This window comes from Amycolatopsis sp. NPDC004368 (genome assembly GCF_053602515.1).
On record NZ_JBSGDT010000012.1, the window covers coordinates 101,409 to 119,699 of the forward strand.

Here is an 18,291-nt window from a genome sequence, read left to right on the forward strand (position 1 = left end):
CCACCACCCAGCGCAACCGCCCCACCCAACGCACCCCACACTCAGCCGCGCACCCACCACTCACCGCGACAGACAGCCCACGAACCACCGCAACGGCCCCCGACCAAGGCAGGGCCGTATCACCCGGGCCCCCGCACCCCGATCCGAAGCCTCCCTGCAGCACACTCCAGCTTCGGGGTGCACGCCCACCGCAACCCGCCCCGCGAGGACAACACCCCCAAAACCCACAACTCACCCCTCAAGAACACCCCCCAAACGCAAACAGTCCCCCCGCACCCACCACCCCGGCACGAGAGGACCGCTCACCCAACAACCCCTCAACCCACATACCCAGGAATCGGAAAGACCTCCAAAAACTCCCGAATCTCCCCAGCAATCCCCTCCACCACCGACTCATCCTGACGAGCCGCCGCCACCACCGTCCGATCAATCCACTCCGCAACCTGCCCCTGATGCTCCGGCAACAACCCCCGCGTCGTGATCGCCGCCGTCCCCAACCGAATCCCAGACGGGTCAAACGGCTTGCGCGGATCAAACGGCACCGTGTTGTAGTTCAACTCGATCCCCGCCCGATCCAGCGCCTGCGCCGCGGGCTTCCCGGCTACGTTCTTGTTCGTCAGATCGATCAGCAACAAGTGGTTGTCCGTCCCCCCGGACACCAGGTCGTAACCACGATCAAGCAGCGCCGACGCCAGCGCAGCAGCGTTGTCCACGATCATGTGCGCGTACGTCGAGAACGAAGGCTGCGCCGCCTCCCCCAACGCCACCGCGATCGCCGCCGTCGTGTGGTTGTGCGGCCCACCCTGCAACCCGGGGAACACAGCCTTGTCAATGGCTTTGGCGTGCTCGGCATCCGACATGATCATCGCCCCACGCGGACCCCGCAGCGTCTTGTGCGTGGTCGTCGTGATCACCTGAGCGTGCCCCACCGGCGACGGGTGCGCCCCACCTGCAATCAGGCCGGCGATGTGCGCGACGTCCGCCACCAGCACGGCATCGACCTCACGCGCGATTTCCGCGAACTTCGGAAAGTCGATCGTCCGCGGAATCGCGGTGCCACCACAGAAGATCAGCTTCGGCCGGTGCTCCAACGCCAGGTCACGCACCTGGTCGAAGTCGACCCGACCGGTCTCCTTGCGGACGCCGTAGCGGACCGCGTTGAACCACTTCCCTGTCGCCGACACCGACCAGCCGTGGGTGAGGTGGCCGCCGTCGGGCAGGGACATGCCGAGCACGGTGTCGCCGGGCTGCGCGAAGGCCAGGTACACCGCGAGGTTGGCCGGAGAGCCGGAGTACGGCTGCACGTTGGCGTGGTCGACGCCGAACACGGCCTTCGCCCGCTCGATCGCCAGACTCTCGATCGGGTCGATGAACTGCTGGCCCTCGTAGTAGCGCTTGCCGGCGTAGCCCTCGGAGTACTTGTTGGTGAGCACGGTGCCGGTGGCTTCGAGCACGGCACGCGAGACGTAGTTCTCCGACGCGATCAGGCGGATCTTGTCGTGCTGGCGCCTCGCTTCGTCCTCGACGAGCCCGGCGATCTGCGGATCGGCGGCGGCGAGCGTGGTAAGGGCGGGCTGGTGTGTCATCACATACTCCGGCTCTGTACCGGCCGGGCACCCAGGCGCGCGGTGCCGGCCTCGTCGTCGCTTCCCGGTGGTGCTCCACCTCTGATGGCGCCAGTCGCAGCTGCGAACAGGAGTTTAGTGCACGTCAGACGGGCTCGGAGCCGTCCCGGTGCCGGCGCGCGAGCTCCTGGTAGATCCCCGCGTTGTGCTCCACCCACATCCGCGCGGAGTCGGTGAGCGGCACGAACTTCTTGGCCGGGCTGCCCATCGCGATCACTTCCGCGGGCACCTCGGTCCCCGGTGTCACGGTCGAGCCCGCGGCCACCAGCGACCGCTCGCCGATCACGGACCGGTCGAGCACCGTTGATCCGTTCCCGATGAGGGCCTGCTCGCCGATGGTGCAGTCGTGCACCAGGCACTGGTGTCCCACGGTCACGTTCTTCCCCACGTCGGTCAGCTCGCCGCCGGAGTGGATCACGGAGTTGTCCTGCACGTTCGCGCCCTCGCGGATGACGATCGGCCCGAAGTCGGCGCGGATCACGGCGCCGTACCAGACCGAAGCGTCCTTCTCGACGGTCACGTCGCCGATCAAGGTGGCGGTGGGGGCGATCCAGGCGTCCGGGTGGACCTGCGGGCTGGCGCCCTCGAAGGAGAACAGAGGCATGCCAGCACCCTAAGCGGCGTCAGCGATACCCAGCGAAGCAGAGCGCCTCGACGTCACCGCGCAGGCTCTCGAACGGCCGCGGCCGCACCCGCTGCTGCACCACCGCGCCGAGCAGGTAGCTCAGCAACGCCCGGGCACGCGCCCGCGGATCGTCGACGTCGAGCGGTACCAGCAGCTCCGCGAGCAGCTCGGTGATCGACGTCAGCATCGCGTCGATCGCCTGCGGGTGCTGCGCCCGCCCGGCCGCGATCCAGTACTCGAACCACAGGAACGCGCCGTTGGGCCGCTCGGCGAACTCCGCCAGGTACGCCTTGGTCACCTCGAACAGGCGCTCGCGCGGATCGTCGAACTTCTCCCCGACGGCGCGCAGGTCCGTGGCGAACGTGGTGATGTGGGCGGCCATGGCGCGGTCGATGAGCACGTCGATGTCGGCGAAGTAGTAGTGGATCGCGCTTTTGGTGAGTGGCCCCGCGTCGGCGATCGCGCGTACCGTGCAACCGGCGAGCCCGTCTCTGGCGAGCACGACACGTGCGGCCTCGACGATCTGCTCCTGCTTCTGCAGCTGGTTGGGCGACAGCTGCGCGCTGCGGCCGGGTACGGCGGTCACGGTGATCCTCGTTACGTTATTCAGGACGACAGGCCCGAATCCTAGGGCAGACGTCCCGTCCTGCCCGCTCGGGTGAAAAAGCGGATTGGCCACCCCGCTCCGCGCAGCGGACAATGCCCGGCATGGTGATCTCAGGGGACAAGGGGCTCAGCGAGGCGGCGCGCCGCCAGCTGGAGAAGGAAATAGCCGACCTGCGCGCACAACGGGCAGCGCTCGCGCCGCAGCTCGGTGAACAGGAACGCACGGGGGACGCGGCCGACCAGGCCGACGTGATCGATCGCGCCGAAGCCGCGGCACGCCTGGAGCGCCAGATCTCCGATCTCGCCGCCAAGCTCGAACACGGTGCCTACAACAGTTCCCTGCTCCCCGACGGCACGCGCGTCTCCCTGCGCTTCGCCGACGGTGACGAGGAGGTGCTCAACGTCGTCACCATCCCGGGCGAGGACCTCGACTCGGTGACCTCGGACAGCCCCCTGGGCCTCGCCCTGGTCGGCGCGAAGGCCGGCGACCAGATCACCTACCGCACCCCGCGTGGCGAAGCCACCGCCACGGTAATCGAACTGACCCCGCCGAAGGACTGACCACTTCGGACCCGCCACAGCGGACCGGGCTCGCCGAACTCGGCGGCCCGGTCCGCTTTTTTCCGCATTTACTTCTGCCGGATCGTCTCCGGTTGGTAGGCGTAGATCGCGCCCTCGTCGGTCACCACGTGCCACGTCGTGTCGCAGACGAGGTCCGTCCGGCGCTCCTGCCCGGCCGGCCACCAGTCGGCGGACAACGTCGCCGGTACCGCCGAGGCGGCACCCTTCACGCAGTTCGGGGGCAGTTGTGCTTGGCCCGGGGTGTAGCGCAGGAGCCGCTCGGACCCTGTGGTGCGGATGGCTTCCGTGATGGCCGTGGCGTCGTCGGGAATCCAGGAGGGCAGGCGGGCGCCCGGGTCGGATTTGCCCAGGCTGCCGGTGGCGTAGGAAACGTTCTTGAGGTGTGCCGGGGCGTCCGGGGTGCAGGCGGTGACGGCCGTCAGTGTGGCCGCGAGCGCCGCGAACCACAGGGCGGTCTTCCCGATTTCGTTCATGTTCTCGAGTCAAGCCACGCTACCTGGCACGGGCATCGGCTTTCCGGTCCGAAGGGTGAGCCGGATGGCCGACACCCGACTGATGGACCCACTCGGGTGGGTGGTTACTTCTCTTTCGGTTCCACGATGTAGCTGGTGATCGCGAGGGCGGTGTTGATGGCTGAGATGGTGGTGGTCAGCTTTGCTGCTTTCGGGGAGATCTCGGCTTTTTGCCCTGCGTAAAAGGCGGCGAGGGTGTCGACGCCGTGGATCAGGATGGCCTGTTTGAGCAAGGTGTCGCGCCGGTGGCCGCGCACCAGGAGGAGGTCGAAGCCGAGGATGAGGGTGCGGATGCCGAACATGCGGGCGGGTTAGACGAAGGTTTTGTCGTCCGCCATGTCGCTGCCCAATTGGTTGGCCATTTTTCGTGGGGCGAAGAGGCCTAGGGCGCCGTTGAAGATGCGGATGAGGGAGAGGGTGGTGGCTGCTGCGCGTCTGGTCGGCATGGGGGTCCTTCGGGTTTCGCGGGGTTGGGCGGGTGGTGGGGTGTGGATCTTGTGGCTGGGAGGTTATCCAGGGGTGGTGTTGGCGTTGCGGGGGTTTCGGGGTGTCGGCCTCGTGGGGTGAGTTGTGGGTTTCTGGGGTGTTGGCCTCGCACGGCGGCGTGCGGGTGTCGGGGTGTTGGCCTCGCGGGGCGGGTTGCGGGTTTCTGGGGTGTTGGCCTCGCACGGCGGCGTGCGGGTGTCGGGGTGTTGGCCTCGCAGGGCGGGTTGCGGGTTTCTGGGGTGTTGGCCTCGCAGGGCGGCTTGCGGGTGTCGGGGTGTTGGCCTCGCGGGGCGGCGTGCGGTGGGCGTGCACCCCGAAGCTGGATTGTGCTGACGGCCGCTGAGCCGTTGTCAAGGCGGGAAAGCGTGCCTTGACAACGGCTCGGCGGCCGCAGTGAGGCTTCGGATCGGGGTGCGGGAAGGGGCCTGGGTGATACGGCCCTGCCTTGGTCAGGGGCCGTTGCGGTGATTCGTGGGCTGTCTGTTGCGGTGAGTGGCGGGGTGCGCGGCTGAGCGGTGGGGTGCGTTGGGTGGGGCAGTTGCGTTGGCGAGGTGGCAGTCCGTTGCCGTGGTGCGGGGAGGGGCCTGGGTTCAGGCGGCCCTGCGTTGGTGATGGCCGGTGCGGTGGCGAGGTGGCAGCCCGTTGCGTTGGCGAGTGGTTGTTGCTCGCCGTGGGATGTGGTGGGTCCTCGCGTTGGGGACGGGTCATCCGTCGCCTTGGGTGTGGTCGGTGCGCCTGGAGAGTCCCCTTGCCGGGTGAACTTCGCCAATCGGGCCGGTGCCGGAGGCAGCCACTCAGTTTGCCCCTGAGGAAACGAAGCAGGACCCACCCGAAGTCCTCGGATGGGCCCTGACCTGCGGAGCCGCCTAGGGGAATCGAACCCCTGACCTATTCATTACGAGTGAATCGCTCTGGCCGACTGAGCTAAGGCGGCGCATCGGGAGGCTTGCGCCATCCGACGGGGACAAGTGTAGCGGAGGCCATCGGCGTCACCTTGCGGGGGCCGCGTCGTTAGGGTCCTATGACCCCGGTCTCACTTCCCGATCGGCCTAACTGGAGGACTCGGCACATGCGGCGAAGACTGCCCCGCGCGGTGGCCCTGCCCGCGGCAGCGGCGTTGCTGCTGCTCATCGCCGCGCCGGCGAGCGCGCAGGACGTCACCACGCCGATCCCGGAGCCGGTGAATCCGGCGCAGCCCCCGGCGTCCGCGCCCGTCGGGCCGCAGCCGCTCGGGCGTGCGGTGGGAGACGCGGGGACGGCGCTCGGTGTGTTGCGCCTGCTGCCGAACTCGGTGCCGACGTCGACGATTCTGCCGGGGTTCGGGCAGACGTTGCCGAAGCAGTCGGCTCTGGAGGCCGGGATGGGCCTGTCCAGCGCGTCGGCGAATTCCGAGGCGTACCTGGCGTATGAGAAGTCGATCGCGCAGGCGTCGCCGTTCGGGTTGGCCGTGGGGGGTCAGGCGCCGCAGACGCCGGGGAGTGTGGTGCAGACCGCGTTGCCGGACAATCCGCAGCCGCTGTCGGGTGGGCTGAACGCGCCGAAGAACCCGCTGCTGAACATCGGCCTGCTCAACGGCACCGCGCACGCCCGCTGGAGCGATTCGCTGGGGCCGTGCGCGGACACGATCGCCGACGCGAGCACGTCGGTGGCCAGCCTGTCGCTGTTGAACGTGGTTCCCTCGCTGCCGCAGATCCCGCTGCTGGGCCAGGGTGGTCTGAACCTGCCGCAGGGCACCAAGCTCGCCGACGGGTTCGACGCGACCAAGGGCCTGCAGAGCCTCGGCGGCCTGCTCGGTGGCGGCGGCCAGACGCCGGCCGACGGCACCGGTTCGCTGCTGAGCCTGCCGAACACGCTGTCGTCGCGGTCGCAGGTGAAGCTGGTGGACATCCCGGGCTCGAAGAACAAGGCGGTGCAGTCGTCGTCGACGCTGCAGGCCGCCGACATCGACATCCTCAAGGGCACGCCGCTGGAGCTGTCGATCAAGGTCGCGAGCCAGCCGACGCTCACCGTCACCTCCACCGGCGACGAGAAGACCTCGAAGGTCGACTACACCGCGCCCGTGCTGACCATCCAGGCCGGCGGCAAGACGCTGTACACGCTCGACGCGGCGCACCCGACCAAGGACATCCCGATCGGCCTGCCGCTCTCGGGCCTGAGCGACCAGTTCGGGCAGCTCGACTCGATCCCCGTCGTCGGCGGTCTTGTGGCGACGCTGACCAAGGGCATCCAGCAGGTCGGCGACACCGCGGGCACCGTGCTCGACCTGGGTGTGCTGCGGCTGTCGATCGCCGGTCTGGACCAGAAGGGCACCGCCGCGACCACGCCGTTCAAGGGCTACCAGCTCGGTGCGTCGGCACGGTTGTTCGACCTGCAGCTCCTGCCGACGAAGAACCTGAAGACGCTGCTGCCCGCCGGCGCCGGGGACAACCTGCCGTCGTCGCTGGCGCAGCTGTCGCTGGGTGAGCAGGTCGCCCGCGCCTACGCGCCGACCGGCGGCGTGGTCTGCGGCACGGCCACCACGGCTCCGCCCGCCGGCGGCCAGGCGCCGAAGGGACCGGTCAAGAACCTCGCCTACACCGGCACCGCCTACGACACCGTGCCGCTGTTCTGGGCCGGTACGGCGATGCTGCTGATGGGCGTGATCATGGTCGCGGCGGTCCCGAACCGCCGCCGCGTGGCCGCGCCGGTGAAGCTGAACGACACCCCGCGCAAGCCGTCACCGCACCCGCGCGACTGAATCACCGACCGGCTCAGCCACGACACGAAACCGGCCCGGTCATCTGGTGACCGGGCCGTTTTGCGAAGCGCTTCAGCCTTGGCGCAGCGTCGTGACCATCGCCTCGACGGCGATGCGCGGCTTCACGTTCAGCTCGATCGCCTCGCGGCACTTGAGCACGGCTTCCAGGCGGCGCAGCGTCGACTCGGGTGTCCAGGCCGCCGCGGCGGCGCGGATGTCGTCGGCGTGGTCGGGGTGGTTGAGCGTCGCGCCGGAGCGCGAAGTGGTGACGAGGACATCGCGGTAGAAGCCGGCGAGGTCGACCAGCGCGAGGTCGAGCGTGTCGCGCTGGGTGCGGGTGGCGCGGGACTTCTGGCGCTTTTCGAGCTGCTTCACGGCGGCTTCGGCCGCGCGCTTGGCCCCGGCGACGCCCTTTCCGACGCCGTCGCCGCCCATGGCGGTGCGCAGCTCGGAGCGTTCGTTCTCATCGCGGGCCTTGCTTTCCTCGCCGGCGTCGGCCTCCGCGGCGCTGATCAGCTGATCGGCGCAGGTGAAGACGTCGGCGGGGCGGCGCAGGCCCGTGGGGATCCGCAGCACGGTGGCGCGGCGCTGGCGGGCGGAGTCGTCCGTGGCGAGCCGGCGCGCACGCCCGACGTGCCCGCCGCACACCGACGCGGCCCACTGCGCGTGGTCGGGATCGACGCCGTCGCGGCTGATCAGGACCTGCGCAATGGCCTCGGGCGGCGGCGTCCGCAGCGTGACCAGGCGGCAGCGCGAGCGGATGGTCACGGACACGTCGTCGGGGTGGTCCGAGGGCGCGCACAGCAGGAACACCGTGCGTTCCGGCGGCTCCTCGACGGCCTTGAGCAACGCGTTGGACGCGCCTTCCGTGAGCCGGTCGGCGTCCTCGATGATCACGACCTGCCACTCGCCGGTCGTCGGGCGGCGCGCGGCGGCCTGCACCAGCGAGCGCATCTCGGCGACGGAGATCGACAGCCCTTCGGGCACCACGAGCCGCACGTCGGCGTGGGTGCCGGCCATCGTCGTGCGGCAGCCGGGGCAGGCGCCGCATCCCGTGCCGGTGCTGCACTGCAATGCGGCGGCGAACGTGCGCGCCGCGACCGAGCGGCCGGATCCCGGCGGGCCCGTGATCAGCCACGCATGGGTCATCGCGGCCGGGGCGACAGGCTCGCCCGCCACGATCTTCGCGGCCGCGGCGGCGGCCGACGACAGCGTCTCCACCGCCGGCTCCTGGCCCACGAGCTCGGCCCAGACGCCGATCGGCCCGGTCACTTGGCGTCCACTTCGGACACTTCCGGCGCGAGCTCGGCTTCGGCCACGGCACCTTCGACGACGTCGGCCGTCGCCACCGCGTGGGTGCTGTGGTCGAGCACCGGCTGCTCGGCCGGCTCCGACGGCGCGAGGCCGGACAGCCGCCCGACGAACACGGCGAGCACGGCCGTGCGAACGCGGGCGGCCACTTCGTCGTCGCTGCCGTCGGCGTCGACGACCACGTAACGGTCGGGGTCGGCCGCGGCCATCTCGGCGAGCAGGTGCTGCACGCGCCACTGGTCGTTGACGGGCACCGAGGAGTTCTGGTCGTGCTGGCCCGGTTCGGCGTCGAGCAGCACCGTGAGGTCGGGGCGCAGCTTACCGGTGGCCCAGTCGGCCAGGCCTTCGAGCTCGCCGGCGTCGAGGCCCGCGACCGTGCACAGCTGCGCGAGCGGCGAGTCGACGAACCGCTCCATGACCACCACGGACCCGGCGTCGAGCGCGGGCTGGATCTCGCGTTCGACCAGCTCGGCCCGCACGGCCGCAGCCACGAGTGCCTGGGCCCGCGCGCCGGTGAGCGACGCGTCGGTGATCAGGGAACGGAAGCGCCGTTCGTCCAGCGCGGGATCGGCGGCCAGCACCACGGGCCGGGTGCCGGTGCCGAGCCAGCGCGCGAGCCGCGACGCCTGGCTGGCCGTGTTGATGGCGGTGGTGCCTTCGAGCGCGATGAGGAACCCGTTCACGCGCCGGGGCGCGCGACGCAGGGCGTTGCGCAGATCGGAGAGGATCTTCTCGCTGCGGCGGTCGTCCATCTGCCGGTAGGCGATCACGCCGAGCAGCAACGCGAGCAGGCCGCCGCCGATCATCACCGGGCGCGTGCCGTCGATGGTGACGGGACTGCCCCACACGTTGATCTGGCGCGGGCGGACCAGACCGATCAACGCGGGCGTGACGATGGTCGAACCGAACAGCACGATCTTCAGCATCGACTGGTAGATCGCGTTGACCCGGCCGCGGATCGCGTCTTCGACCCGCGAGCCGATGATCGTGACGCCGGTGAGGAAGGCCGTGCCCGCGCAGACCCCGGTGAGCGCCACGGCGACCACCGAGATCGCGAGGTGCGGCGACAGCGCGAGGACCACCAGCGTCAACCCGGCGCCGACGATGGAGATGCCGAACAGCCGGTCGTGCGCGAGGCGCCGCGCGAGCTTGGGCGCGACCGCCATGCCCGTGGCGAGGCCGAGGAACACGGCCAGCACCAGCAGGTTGAACGCGGCGTCGCCCGCGAGCAGCGAAATCGCGTACTGGTGGGCGGACGCGATCACCGCCCCGCCCGCGGCGAACGCCCCGAAAGCGCCGATCAGGAGCCCACGAACCAAGGGCGTGCTCTTCACGAAGCGCAGGCCGTCGCGAACCATGTCGCCGAGGCCGAACTTCTCCTCGTCGGCCTTCTTGACCTTCTGGTCGGGCAGCTTGTGGACGTCACGCAGCGAAAGCTCGGGGATGCGGGTCGCGATGAGGATGGCGCTGGTCAAGTACAGCAGCCCGTTGACGACCACGACGATCTTCGCGATGTAGAGGGCCGCTGTCGGACCCTCGAACAGGTGGAAGGTGGTGTTGGCGCCCAGGATGAGCGCGTTGGCGCCGGCGGCGGTGATCACGGCGAGGCCGTAGGTCATCACCATGCCGAGCTGGTTGGCCGTCTCGACCTGGTCCGGGCGGCGCAGCAGGTTGGGCACCGCCGCGTCCTTCGACGGGATCCACATGATAGAGCAGCAGCCGACGAGGAAGTTCGCGACGAACAGCCACCACGGCGCCCCGACGATCGCGATCGACAGCAGGAAACCGCAGCGCAGGAAGTCGCAGACGATCATCACCTTGCGGCGGTCGAAGCGGTCGGCCAGCAGGCCGCCGATCGGCGCGAACAGCAGGCCGGGCAGCAGGTTGGTGAGCACCACGCCGACGAACGCGAAGTTCTGCGCGGTGTAGTTGTTGAGCAGCTTCGTGCTCAACGCCGTCAACGCCAGCAGGTTCAGCCAGTCGGCGACACTGCACAGGTACGTGACGCCCCACAGCCGACGGAATGGTCTGATCGCCAGCACCCGCCGGACGCGGTGGATCGTGGACGCCTCGGCACCCGCCGAACCACCCGATCCGGCGCCGGGTACCGACCGCACGCCTTCGCTGATACGCCCACCCCACTAGTCACGGCGGAGTCGGGAAACCCTTGTTCGGATCCCCCGACCGTGTCGTCAAGGGTAGCCCGATCGCCGATCCGGACACGGCACCGGCCCGGGTGTGGCGGTGGTGGAGCGGCGTCAGCCGAAGAGGCCCGTCACACTGCTGACCAGGCTCGACACCATGTACAGAGCGATCACCACGAACACGATCAGCAGCACGATCGCCAGGATCACGCCCGCCGCACTCGTCGAGGGGCGACCGAGGTTCGGCATCCCGATGTTCGGCAGGCCGCGCTTCTTGGCTTGCCGCTCGGCAAGCTCCGCCTCGATGTCGTCGTCGGCCACCTTCGCCTTCGGCCGCGGCCTCGGCACCTTCTTGAGAAGCTGCGGCGCCCGCGTCGGCCACGTCCGCTGCCGGGGCAACAGCCCCAACGGCACCCCGTCGGGCCTTTCCCCGACCGGCTGCGCCTGCTGCGGCGTCCGCGCGGCCTCTTCCTTGAGCGCGGCCTCGACCATCCGCTTCACGGCCTCAGGGTCGTGCTGCACCGGCCGCGCCGTCGGCAGCGGCCGCGGCTCGTCACCGGGCGCCACCTCGGCCGCCGTCACCAACCCGGCGAGCGGATCGGCGAACCGCTCCCCACGTGCGGCGCCGTCCAGCGTCCCGTCCGCCTGGGGCTGGGGGCTCGGCGTGTTCTGGGGGGCATTGAAGAAAGGAGCCCCACCGTTCGTGCTCATGGTGACCACCTCACTACGGAATGTCCTCGCCTTCCAGTGTCGGCGACACTACCGGCTCCCGCATCCGCCCAATGGCCGCAGAAACGCTCGCGCCCCCGCTGCCGACCGGACGGTCCCGCAGCAGTGTGCAGGCCACGGCCACCCCGGTCGACCGCCGAAAGCGACGTCCGAGGGTGATACCGATCACGAGATCGGACACTCTTCGTAATCGATCGTGGTCGGGGCTTCGGGGGTTTGGTTGGGGCTTGCGGCGAATTGCGGGAGGGTTCCTGGGGTCCGGCTTCGGGCGGCGGCGTGGCGCGCGGGGACGTGCCAGCTTGCGGAGGCGATTGCTAGTGCAGCGGCTGCGGGCTGGCTGCGACGTCTGTGCGGCGGCCGGTCGGCGAGAAGGTTCTGGCTGGCGAAGGCACCTGCCCGCGCCGCGCGCCGATGGCGCCAGGCCGATGGTGCTGGGCCGGCGTGGTCTCCGACGTTGGGGCGGTCTCGGGCGAGGTCGTGCCGACTGGCCAAGGCACCTGCCTGAAGCCGCCGTGCAGGCAGACGTCTCCGCCAGGCGGCACGTCACCGCGTGCCGGCCGCCGTGCAGGCAGAGACCTTCGCCCGCGCAGCACCATCCACTTGGTGGCGCCCGCGCGCCGAAGCCATCCCAGCGGGCGGTCCGCGTGGGCCCTACCCGCCGCCGGGTTCAGGCGGGTGACCTTGCCGGTCGTGCGGGTCGAAGGCGTGCCGGTAGAAGGTGCTGCCCGGCGGCGGGTTGGGCAAGGTGCTCCGGCGGGGCGGCGTTGTCCGGTTGGGCGCGGCCAACCGCACCTACCTGGACACGCAGCCCGGATTGCAGCGGCTCGAGGTCGTGGGGTGAATTCGCGAGGCAACCGCGAGCTTGGTCAACTCCAGTCGCGCTCACCTCCTCGAGCATCCGGGCGCCCGGCGCGCGGGTTCCACAGGTCAGGCATGGCTGCGCACCGCCTCGACGATCCAGGCCTCGGCCGTCCTGCGGGTGGCCGGTTGCCAGGTCATGAACCAGCCGCCGTCGGGGCGGGGGGCGGCGCGGAACTGGTAGCGGCCCTGGTCGTTGTCGACGAGGCCGAAGGCGCCGTGCGGGTACTCCGCGAGGACGGCGTCCCGCACTGCCAGGTCGACGAGGACCGTCCCCAGCCGTGGCCGGGCGGCTGCCGTGCGGATGACGTCGAGCGAGCCCCACGCCTCCCGCGGCACGAGGCCGCTGCGGTCGGTTTCGATGCGCACGGCCGGGCCCGGGCCGGGTGGCCGGTCGGGCAGACCGTCGAACACCCAGCCGGGCAGCGAGCTCAGCAACCCGGAACGCAGGCGAGCGCTGCGCCCCAGCTTGCTCATCACGGTGGTGTAGTCCTCGTCGCCGAAGAAGCGGACCTCCCAGGGCTCCGGCCGGGCCTGGAAGACGCCCGTGACCACGCCGCGGATGAAGCCGCCCCGCAACACGCGGTACAGCCCGACCGCCTCGGGCGTCACCTCGCCCTCGGGCACGAGGCCGAGCTCGGACATGCCCGCCACGAACCGCGTGTACTCCTCCACCTCCGCGATCAGCGCGGGCACCAGCGCAGGCCCGAACGACTGCCGCACCTGGTCGGCGAGGCTCATCTCCTCCGGCCGCGACGCGTCGGCGGCCGCCGAGTGATCGCACGAGCCAGGGCCACCCCGGCTGTCCGAGTCGTCGCGGGCGTGCCGAGGGCCCCGCCCAGCCGCACCCCGACCACCGTCGGCCTGCTCAGAACCCCAGGTACTGCCGGGATCTTCGGCGCTCCCCATGTCCCGGGCATGGCGCGGGCCCGGCTTACCTTCGGGATCCCGAGTGAAACGCGCCTCCTCGGAACCCTCGGAAGCCGCTGACTCCGCCCAGCTCCCTGCCGTGCCCGAGCCTCGGCCACCTCGAACGCCCTCGGCGCCCGCTGAACCCGAGGCGCCAGACCAGCCCTGCCGCTCCGGCTCGACGGCACCCCCGGGAGCGCCCGAACCCTTGTCTGCTCCCTGCCCACCCGCCGACCAGGCAGCACCACCGGACTTCGCCGGCCCGGAGCCCCGATCACCACGGGCCCTCGGCGGCTCAGCATCGCCCGAGCCCGAGCCCGAGCCCGAATCCGAACCCGCGGCCGAGCCCGGCCCTGAGCCGAAGCCCGTGGCCGGGCCCGACCCCGAACCCATGCCCTCGCCCAAGCCTGAACCCGACTCCGACCCCGAGCCAAGACCCGAGTCCGCATCCGAAGCTCGCGCCGAGCCCGAGCCCGAGCCCGAGCCCGTGGCCGGCCCCGAGGCAAAGCCTGAGCCCGAATCCGAGGCCGACCCTGAGCCGAAGCCCCCACCCGAACCCAAGCCGGAATCCGAGGCCGAGCCTGGCCGCGGGTCCGAGGCCGGCCCTGAGCCGAAGCCCCCGCCCGAGCCCGAACCCCGCCCCGAGCCCTTGCCTGAGCCCGAGGCCGGGTCCGAGCCCGAACCAAAGCCGGAACCCGCAGCCAACACCGGCGGCACCGTGAACTGCGGGTCGTAGAACTCCATCACCGAAGGCCGCTCCGGTACCTCGGCCCGGAGCGGGGCGATGACTTCGTCGATCACGTCGAAGACTGCGGTCGCTGAACTGCCCACCCTTGCATTGAACACCCTGGCACCGACAATTTTTCGAACTTTTGTTCGAATGACCCCGATGATGCGCCGAACGGTCGGTCAGTACCCCGAACGGGTGACGGTTCGCATCGTCGGCGCCAGGAAGTACACGGACAGAACCACCAGACCCACCACGCCCAGCGCCCAGTGCAGCCCGATCCCGCCGGCCAGGAACCCGATCAGCACCGGCCCCACCAGAAAGCCGAAGTACCCGCACGCCGCCACGGCCGCGATGGCGCGCGAGGGCGACGAGGGCTCCTTGCGGCCCGCCGCGCTCCACGCCAGGGGCACCATGCCGGACACGCCGAGGCCCACCACCGCGAAGCCGACGACCGCGAACCCGGGCACCGGCACGGCCACCACCAGCAGGAACCCCGCCACGGTCACCACCGTCGCCACCCGCATGAAGGGCACGACGCCGAACCGCGCCACCCAGCGGTCCGCCACCAGCCGCACGGCGATCATCGTGATCGAGAACGCGAAGTACCCCAGCGAGGCCAGCGCAGGCGACGCGACGGTGACGTCCCGCAGGTACACCGCGCTCCAGTCGTTCACCGTGCCCTCCGCCACGAAACCGCAGAACGCGATCACCCCGAGCGGGATCAGTGCCTTGCCCGGCAGCGCGAACGCGTCGTCGCCTTGGCCGCGGTCCAGGCCCGGCAGGAAGCGGGTCGACGCGGCAACCGCGATCACCAGCAGCACCACGCCGGCCACCGAGAAGTGCACCCCGAGCGGCACGCTCGACATCAGCGCCCCGACGCCCGAGCCCACCAGGCCGCCGATGTTCCAGAACGCGTGGAACCCCGCGAAGATAGGCCGCCCGTACGCCTCCTCGACGCGGGCGGCGTGGGCGTTCATCGACACGTCGAGCAGGCTGTTCCCGACCCCGAGCACCACGAGCGCCGCCGCGAACAGCGGCAGGCCCGGGGCCAGGGCGGCCAGGGGCAGGCCCGCGCACAGCACCGTCGCGCCGAGCACGACACCCCGGCGGCTGCCGATCTTCGTGAGCAACGGCCCGGCCGCCACCAGCGCGACCACCGAACCGGCCGCGAGGCCGAACAAGCCGATCGCCAGCTGTCCCGCGCTCAGGCCCGCGTGGGCCTGAGCCGCCGGGATGCGCGCGGCCCACGTGGCGAACGCCGCCCCGCACACCGCGAACACCACCGAAACCGCGACGCGCGCACGCCGAACCGGATCCACAGCGTCCCCCAGACACGAAGAAGGGGGCCACCCGCAATGGGTGGCCCCCCATAGAGCCTGCTACTTGGCCTTCGCCGTGCTCGCCTTCTTCGCGGGCGCCTTCTTCGCAGCGGCGGCCGTCTTCGCCGCGGCTGCCGACTTCGTGGCCGAAGCGGACTTCGCCGCTGCGGTCTTCGCCGGGGCCTTACGCGTGGTCGTCGTACGGCGCTTCGGGGCCGGGCCCTTCGCGCGCTTCTCCGCCAACAGCTCGGCACCGCGCTCGGCCGTGAGCTCCTCGATGCTGTCGGACTTGCGCAGCGTCGCGTTGTACTCGCCGTCGGTGACGTACGGGCCGAAGCGACCGTCCTTGACCACCATCGGCTTGCCCGACACGGGGTCGTCGCCGAGTTCCTTCAGCGGCGGCTTCGCCGTGGCCGACCGGCCGCGCTGCTTCGGCTCCGAGTAGATCTTCAGCGCCTCTTCCAGCGTGATCGAGAACAGCTGGTCCTCGGTCTGGATCGAGCGCGAGTCCGTGCCCTTCTTCAGGTACGGCCCGTAGCGCCCGTTCTGCGCGGTGATCTCGTCACCCGACTCCGGGTCCTTGCCGACCACGCGCGGCAGCGAAAGCAGCTTCAGCGCGTCCTCGAGCGTCATGGTCTCGATGGTCATCGACTTGAACAGCGAGCCCGTGCGCGGCTTCGGCTGCTTCGCCTTGGCGGCCTTCTTCTGCGCGGCCGTCGCGCCCTCGGGCAGCGGCTCGGGCTCGGGCAGCACCTCGGTGACGTACGGGCCGAAGCGGCCTTCCTTCGCCACGATCTCGTGCCCGCTCACCGGGTCGGTGCCCAGCTGGCGGCCTTCCTGCGGCGTCGCGAACAGCTTCTCCGCGATCTCCGACGTCAGTTCGTCCGGCGGCAGGTCCTCGGGCAGGTTGGCGCGCTGCGACTGGCCGTCGACCTCACGCTCGAGGTACGGCCCGTAGCGGCCCACACGCACGACGACCTTGTGCCCGTCGGCGTCGTTGAACAGCGGGATCGAGTTGATCTCGCGCGCGTCGATGCCCTCGACACTGCCGTCGACCAGCTTCTTCAGCCCACCGAGCCGCCCGACCGAGCCCTCGACGCCGAAGTCGCCACCGAAGTAGAACTTCTGCAGCCACTCCACGCGCTGTTCGTCGCCGTTGGCGATGCGGTCGAGCTCGTCCTCGAGACCGGCGGTGAAGTTGTAGTCCACCAGGCGCTCGAAGTGCCGCTCCATCAGGCCGATCACGGCGAACGCGACCCATGAGGGCACCAGCGCGGAGCCCTTCTTCCACACGTAACCGCGGTCCTGGATCGTCTTGATGATCGACGCGTACGTGGACGGGCGGCCGATGCCCAGCTCCTCCAGCTTGCTCACCAGGCTCGGCTCGGAGTAACGCGCGGGCGGCGACGTGGTGTGGCCGTCGGCCGCCAGCTCGGCGGCGGTCAGCGCCTGGTCCTTCACCAGCACCGGCAGGCGGCTCTGCTTGTCGTCCGCCTCGCCGCCGGCCTCGGTGTCGACCGCCTCGACGTAGGCCTTCAGGAACCCGGCGAACGTGATCGTGCGACCCGACGCGGCGAACGTGCACTCCTCGCCGGTGGTCGCGGTGCCGACGATGCGCACCGACATCGTGGTGCCCTTCGCGTCGGCCATTTGCGACGCGATCGTGCGCTGCCAGATCATCTCGTACAGGCGGAACTCGTCGGAGTCCAGCTCGCCCGCGACCTGCCCCGGCGTGCGGAACACCTCACCCGACGGGCGGATCGCCTCGTGGGCTTCCTGCGCGTTCTTCACCTTGCGCGTGTACTGCCGCGGCGACGGCGAGACGTATTCCTTGCCGTACAGCTGCGTCGCCTGGCTGCGCGCGGCCGAGATCGCCGACTCCGACAGCGTGGTCGAGTCGGTACGCATATAAGTGATGTAGCCGTTTTCGTAGAGCTTCTGCGCGATCCGCATCGTGCGTTCGGACGTGAACCGCAGCTTGCGGCCCGCCTCCTGCTGCAGCGTCGAGGTCATGAAGGGCGCGTACGGCTTCCGCGTGTACGGCTTCTCCTCGACGCTGGACACCGCGAAGTCCCGGTCGGCCAGCCCCTGCGCGAGGGCCTGCGCCTCGGCCTCACCCAGCACCCGGATCTCGGTGGCCGAGCCCTTGAGCTGCCCGTTGGAGTCGAAGTCACGGCCGGTGGCCAGGCGCGCGCCGTCGACGCCGACCAGGCGGGCCGGGAAAGTCTGGGGCGAAACTGTGTTGTCAGAAGAAGCGCCGGCGGCTGTGTTCACCTGCATCGTGGCGGAGATGTCCCAGTACGACGCCGAGGTGAAGCGCATGCGTTCCCGCTCGCGCTCGACCACGATCCGCGTCGCCACGGACTGCACACGGCCCGCCGAGAGCTTCGGCATGACCTTCTTCCACAGCACCGGCGAGACCTCGTAGCCGTAGAGGCGGTCGAGGATGCGGCGGGTCTCCTGGGCGTCGACGAGGTCGACGTCGAGCTCACGGGTCGCGTCGGCCGCGGCCCGGATCGCCTGCTCGGTGACCTCGTGGAACACCATGCGGCGCACGGGCACCTTGGGCTTGAGCGTCTCGAGCAGGTGCCACGCGATGGCCTCGCCCTCGCGGTCGGGGTCGGTGGCGAGGTAGAGCTCGTCGACGTCCTTCAGCAGGCCCTTGAGCTCCGTGACCTTGGACTTCTTGTCCGGCGTGACGATGTAGAGCGGCTTGAAGTCGTTGTCGATGTCCACGCCGAGACGCGCCCACGATTCGCCCTTGTACTGGGCCGGGACGTCGGCGGCACCACGCGGGAGGTCGCGGATGTGCCCGACGGAGGACTCGACGACGTAGTTGCCGCCGAGGTACGGGGCGATCTTGCGGGCCTTGGTGGGCGACTCGACGATCACCAGCCGTCGACGCCCGGCGCCGTTCGTCCCGGTGCCGTCCTTCTTGGTCCGTGCTCCTGCCACGCTGCCCTGCTCTCCACTCATTCCCCGCGCCACCGCCCTCGGTGGCGCGGCACTCCTGTGCCCCTCGACGAGGGGTGCGCCCGCGTCTTCGACCTGCCAGTGTGCACGCCCGCACCGGCCGCGCAGCGGCTAGGTGGCCTGACACGCCGCCGGGCCCCTGCCC

13 protein-coding genes, 1 tRNA gene, 1 pseudogene and 1 riboswitch are annotated in these 18,291 nt (G+C 70.4%); of the genes and pseudogenes, 2 read left to right on the plus strand and 13 right to left on the minus strand.

What is annotated here, in order from left to right:
- Nucleotides 1–317: 317 nt before the first annotated feature.
- From ACWEOE_RS19100 to ACWEOE_RS19110, 3 genes are all read right to left on the minus strand, one after another.
- A complete protein-coding gene (locus ACWEOE_RS19100; protein WP_452010681.1) occupies nucleotides 318–1,586 on the minus strand; it encodes a serine hydroxymethyltransferase in 1,269 nt (422 codons plus the stop codon).
- A 22-nt stretch (nucleotides 1,587–1,608) separates the two neighbouring features.
- Nucleotides 1,609–1,694, minus strand: a riboswitch (ZMP/ZTP riboswitch).
- 16 nt (nucleotides 1,695–1,710) lie between these two features.
- Nucleotides 1,711–2,229 (minus strand): gamma carbonic anhydrase family protein, encoded by a 519-nt coding sequence (locus tag ACWEOE_RS19105; RefSeq protein ID WP_452010684.1) that lies wholly within the window; start codon nucleotides 2,227–2,229, stop codon nucleotides 1,711–1,713.
- Between the two features lie 19 nt (nucleotides 2,230–2,248).
- Nucleotides 2,249–2,836: a TetR/AcrR family transcriptional regulator gene (locus ACWEOE_RS19110; RefSeq protein WP_452010687.1), complete on the minus strand. Its 588-nt coding sequence runs from the start codon at nucleotides 2,834–2,836 to the stop codon at nucleotides 2,249–2,251.
- A 122-nt stretch (nucleotides 2,837–2,958) separates the two neighbouring features.
- Between ACWEOE_RS19110 and ACWEOE_RS19115 the strand changes: the two genes are divergently transcribed.
- Nucleotides 2,959–3,417, plus strand: a complete 459-nt coding sequence (locus ACWEOE_RS19115) for a GreA/GreB family elongation factor (protein ID WP_452010690.1) — start codon at nucleotides 2,959–2,961, stop codon at nucleotides 3,415–3,417.
- 68 nt (nucleotides 3,418–3,485) lie between these two features.
- Here ACWEOE_RS19115 and ACWEOE_RS19120 read toward each other — a convergent pair whose 3' ends face one another.
- The 3 genes from ACWEOE_RS19120 to ACWEOE_RS19130 form a co-directional block, all read right to left on the minus strand.
- On the minus strand, nucleotides 3,486–3,911 hold the full coding sequence (locus ACWEOE_RS19120) for a hypothetical protein (protein WP_452010693.1): 426 nt from the start codon (nucleotides 3,909–3,911) through the stop codon (nucleotides 3,486–3,488).
- Between the two features lie 104 nt (nucleotides 3,912–4,015).
- A complete protein-coding gene (locus tag ACWEOE_RS19125; RefSeq protein ID WP_452010695.1) occupies nucleotides 4,016–4,252 on the minus strand; it encodes a hypothetical protein in 237 nt (78 codons plus the stop codon).
- Nucleotides 4,253–5,296: 1,044 nt separating this feature from the next.
- Nucleotides 5,297–5,370 (minus strand) — tRNA-Thr (locus ACWEOE_RS19130).
- Between the two features lie 135 nt (nucleotides 5,371–5,505).
- On the opposite strand from ACWEOE_RS19130, the gene ACWEOE_RS19135 reads away from it, so the two are divergent.
- A complete protein-coding gene (locus ACWEOE_RS19135; protein ID WP_452010698.1) occupies nucleotides 5,506–7,173 on the plus strand; it encodes a hypothetical protein in 1,668 nt (555 codons plus the stop codon).
- A 72-nt stretch (nucleotides 7,174–7,245) separates the two neighbouring features.
- Here ACWEOE_RS19135 and ACWEOE_RS19140 read toward each other — a convergent pair whose 3' ends face one another.
- The 7 genes and pseudogenes from ACWEOE_RS19140 to topA all read right to left on the minus strand — a co-directional run bounded on the left by ACWEOE_RS19140 (nucleotide 7,246) and on the right by topA (nucleotide 18,149).
- On the minus strand, nucleotides 7,246–8,445 hold the full coding sequence (locus ACWEOE_RS19140; protein ID WP_452010701.1) for a DNA polymerase III subunit delta': 1,200 nt from the start codon (nucleotides 8,443–8,445) through the stop codon (nucleotides 7,246–7,248).
- Nucleotides 8,442–10,601, minus strand: a complete 2,160-nt coding sequence (locus ACWEOE_RS19145; protein WP_452010704.1) for a bifunctional MFS transporter/dTMP kinase — start codon at nucleotides 10,599–10,601, stop codon at nucleotides 8,442–8,444. Before ACWEOE_RS19145 ends, ACWEOE_RS19140 begins: the two co-directional genes overlap by 4 nt.
- A 141-nt stretch (nucleotides 10,602–10,742) precedes the next feature.
- Nucleotides 10,743–11,339, minus strand: a complete 597-nt coding sequence (locus tag ACWEOE_RS19150; RefSeq protein WP_452010707.1) for a hypothetical protein — start codon at nucleotides 11,337–11,339, stop codon at nucleotides 10,743–10,745.
- A 945-nt stretch (nucleotides 11,340–12,284) separates the two neighbouring features.
- The gene (locus tag ACWEOE_RS19155; RefSeq protein WP_452010897.1) at nucleotides 12,285–12,956 is read right to left on the minus strand and encodes an ESX secretion-associated protein EspG; all 672 of its coding nucleotides are present in this window, start codon (nucleotides 12,954–12,956) and stop codon (nucleotides 12,285–12,287) included.
- Nucleotides 12,957–13,823: 867 nt separating this feature from the next.
- A pseudogene (locus ACWEOE_RS19160) lies at nucleotides 13,824–13,970 on the minus strand (ESX secretion-associated protein EspG); the annotation flags it as partial.
- 63 nt (nucleotides 13,971–14,033) lie between these two features.
- Nucleotides 14,034–15,173 carry an MFS transporter gene (locus ACWEOE_RS19165; RefSeq protein WP_452010710.1) on the minus strand — a complete coding sequence of 380 codons (1,140 nt, stop codon included), beginning with the start codon at nucleotides 15,171–15,173 and terminating at the stop codon, nucleotides 14,034–14,036.
- 60 nt (nucleotides 15,174–15,233) lie between these two features.
- A complete protein-coding gene (gene topA, locus ACWEOE_RS19170; protein WP_452010713.1) occupies nucleotides 15,234–18,149 on the minus strand; it encodes a type I DNA topoisomerase in 2,916 nt (971 codons plus the stop codon).
- Nucleotides 18,150–18,291 lie beyond the last annotated feature (142 nt).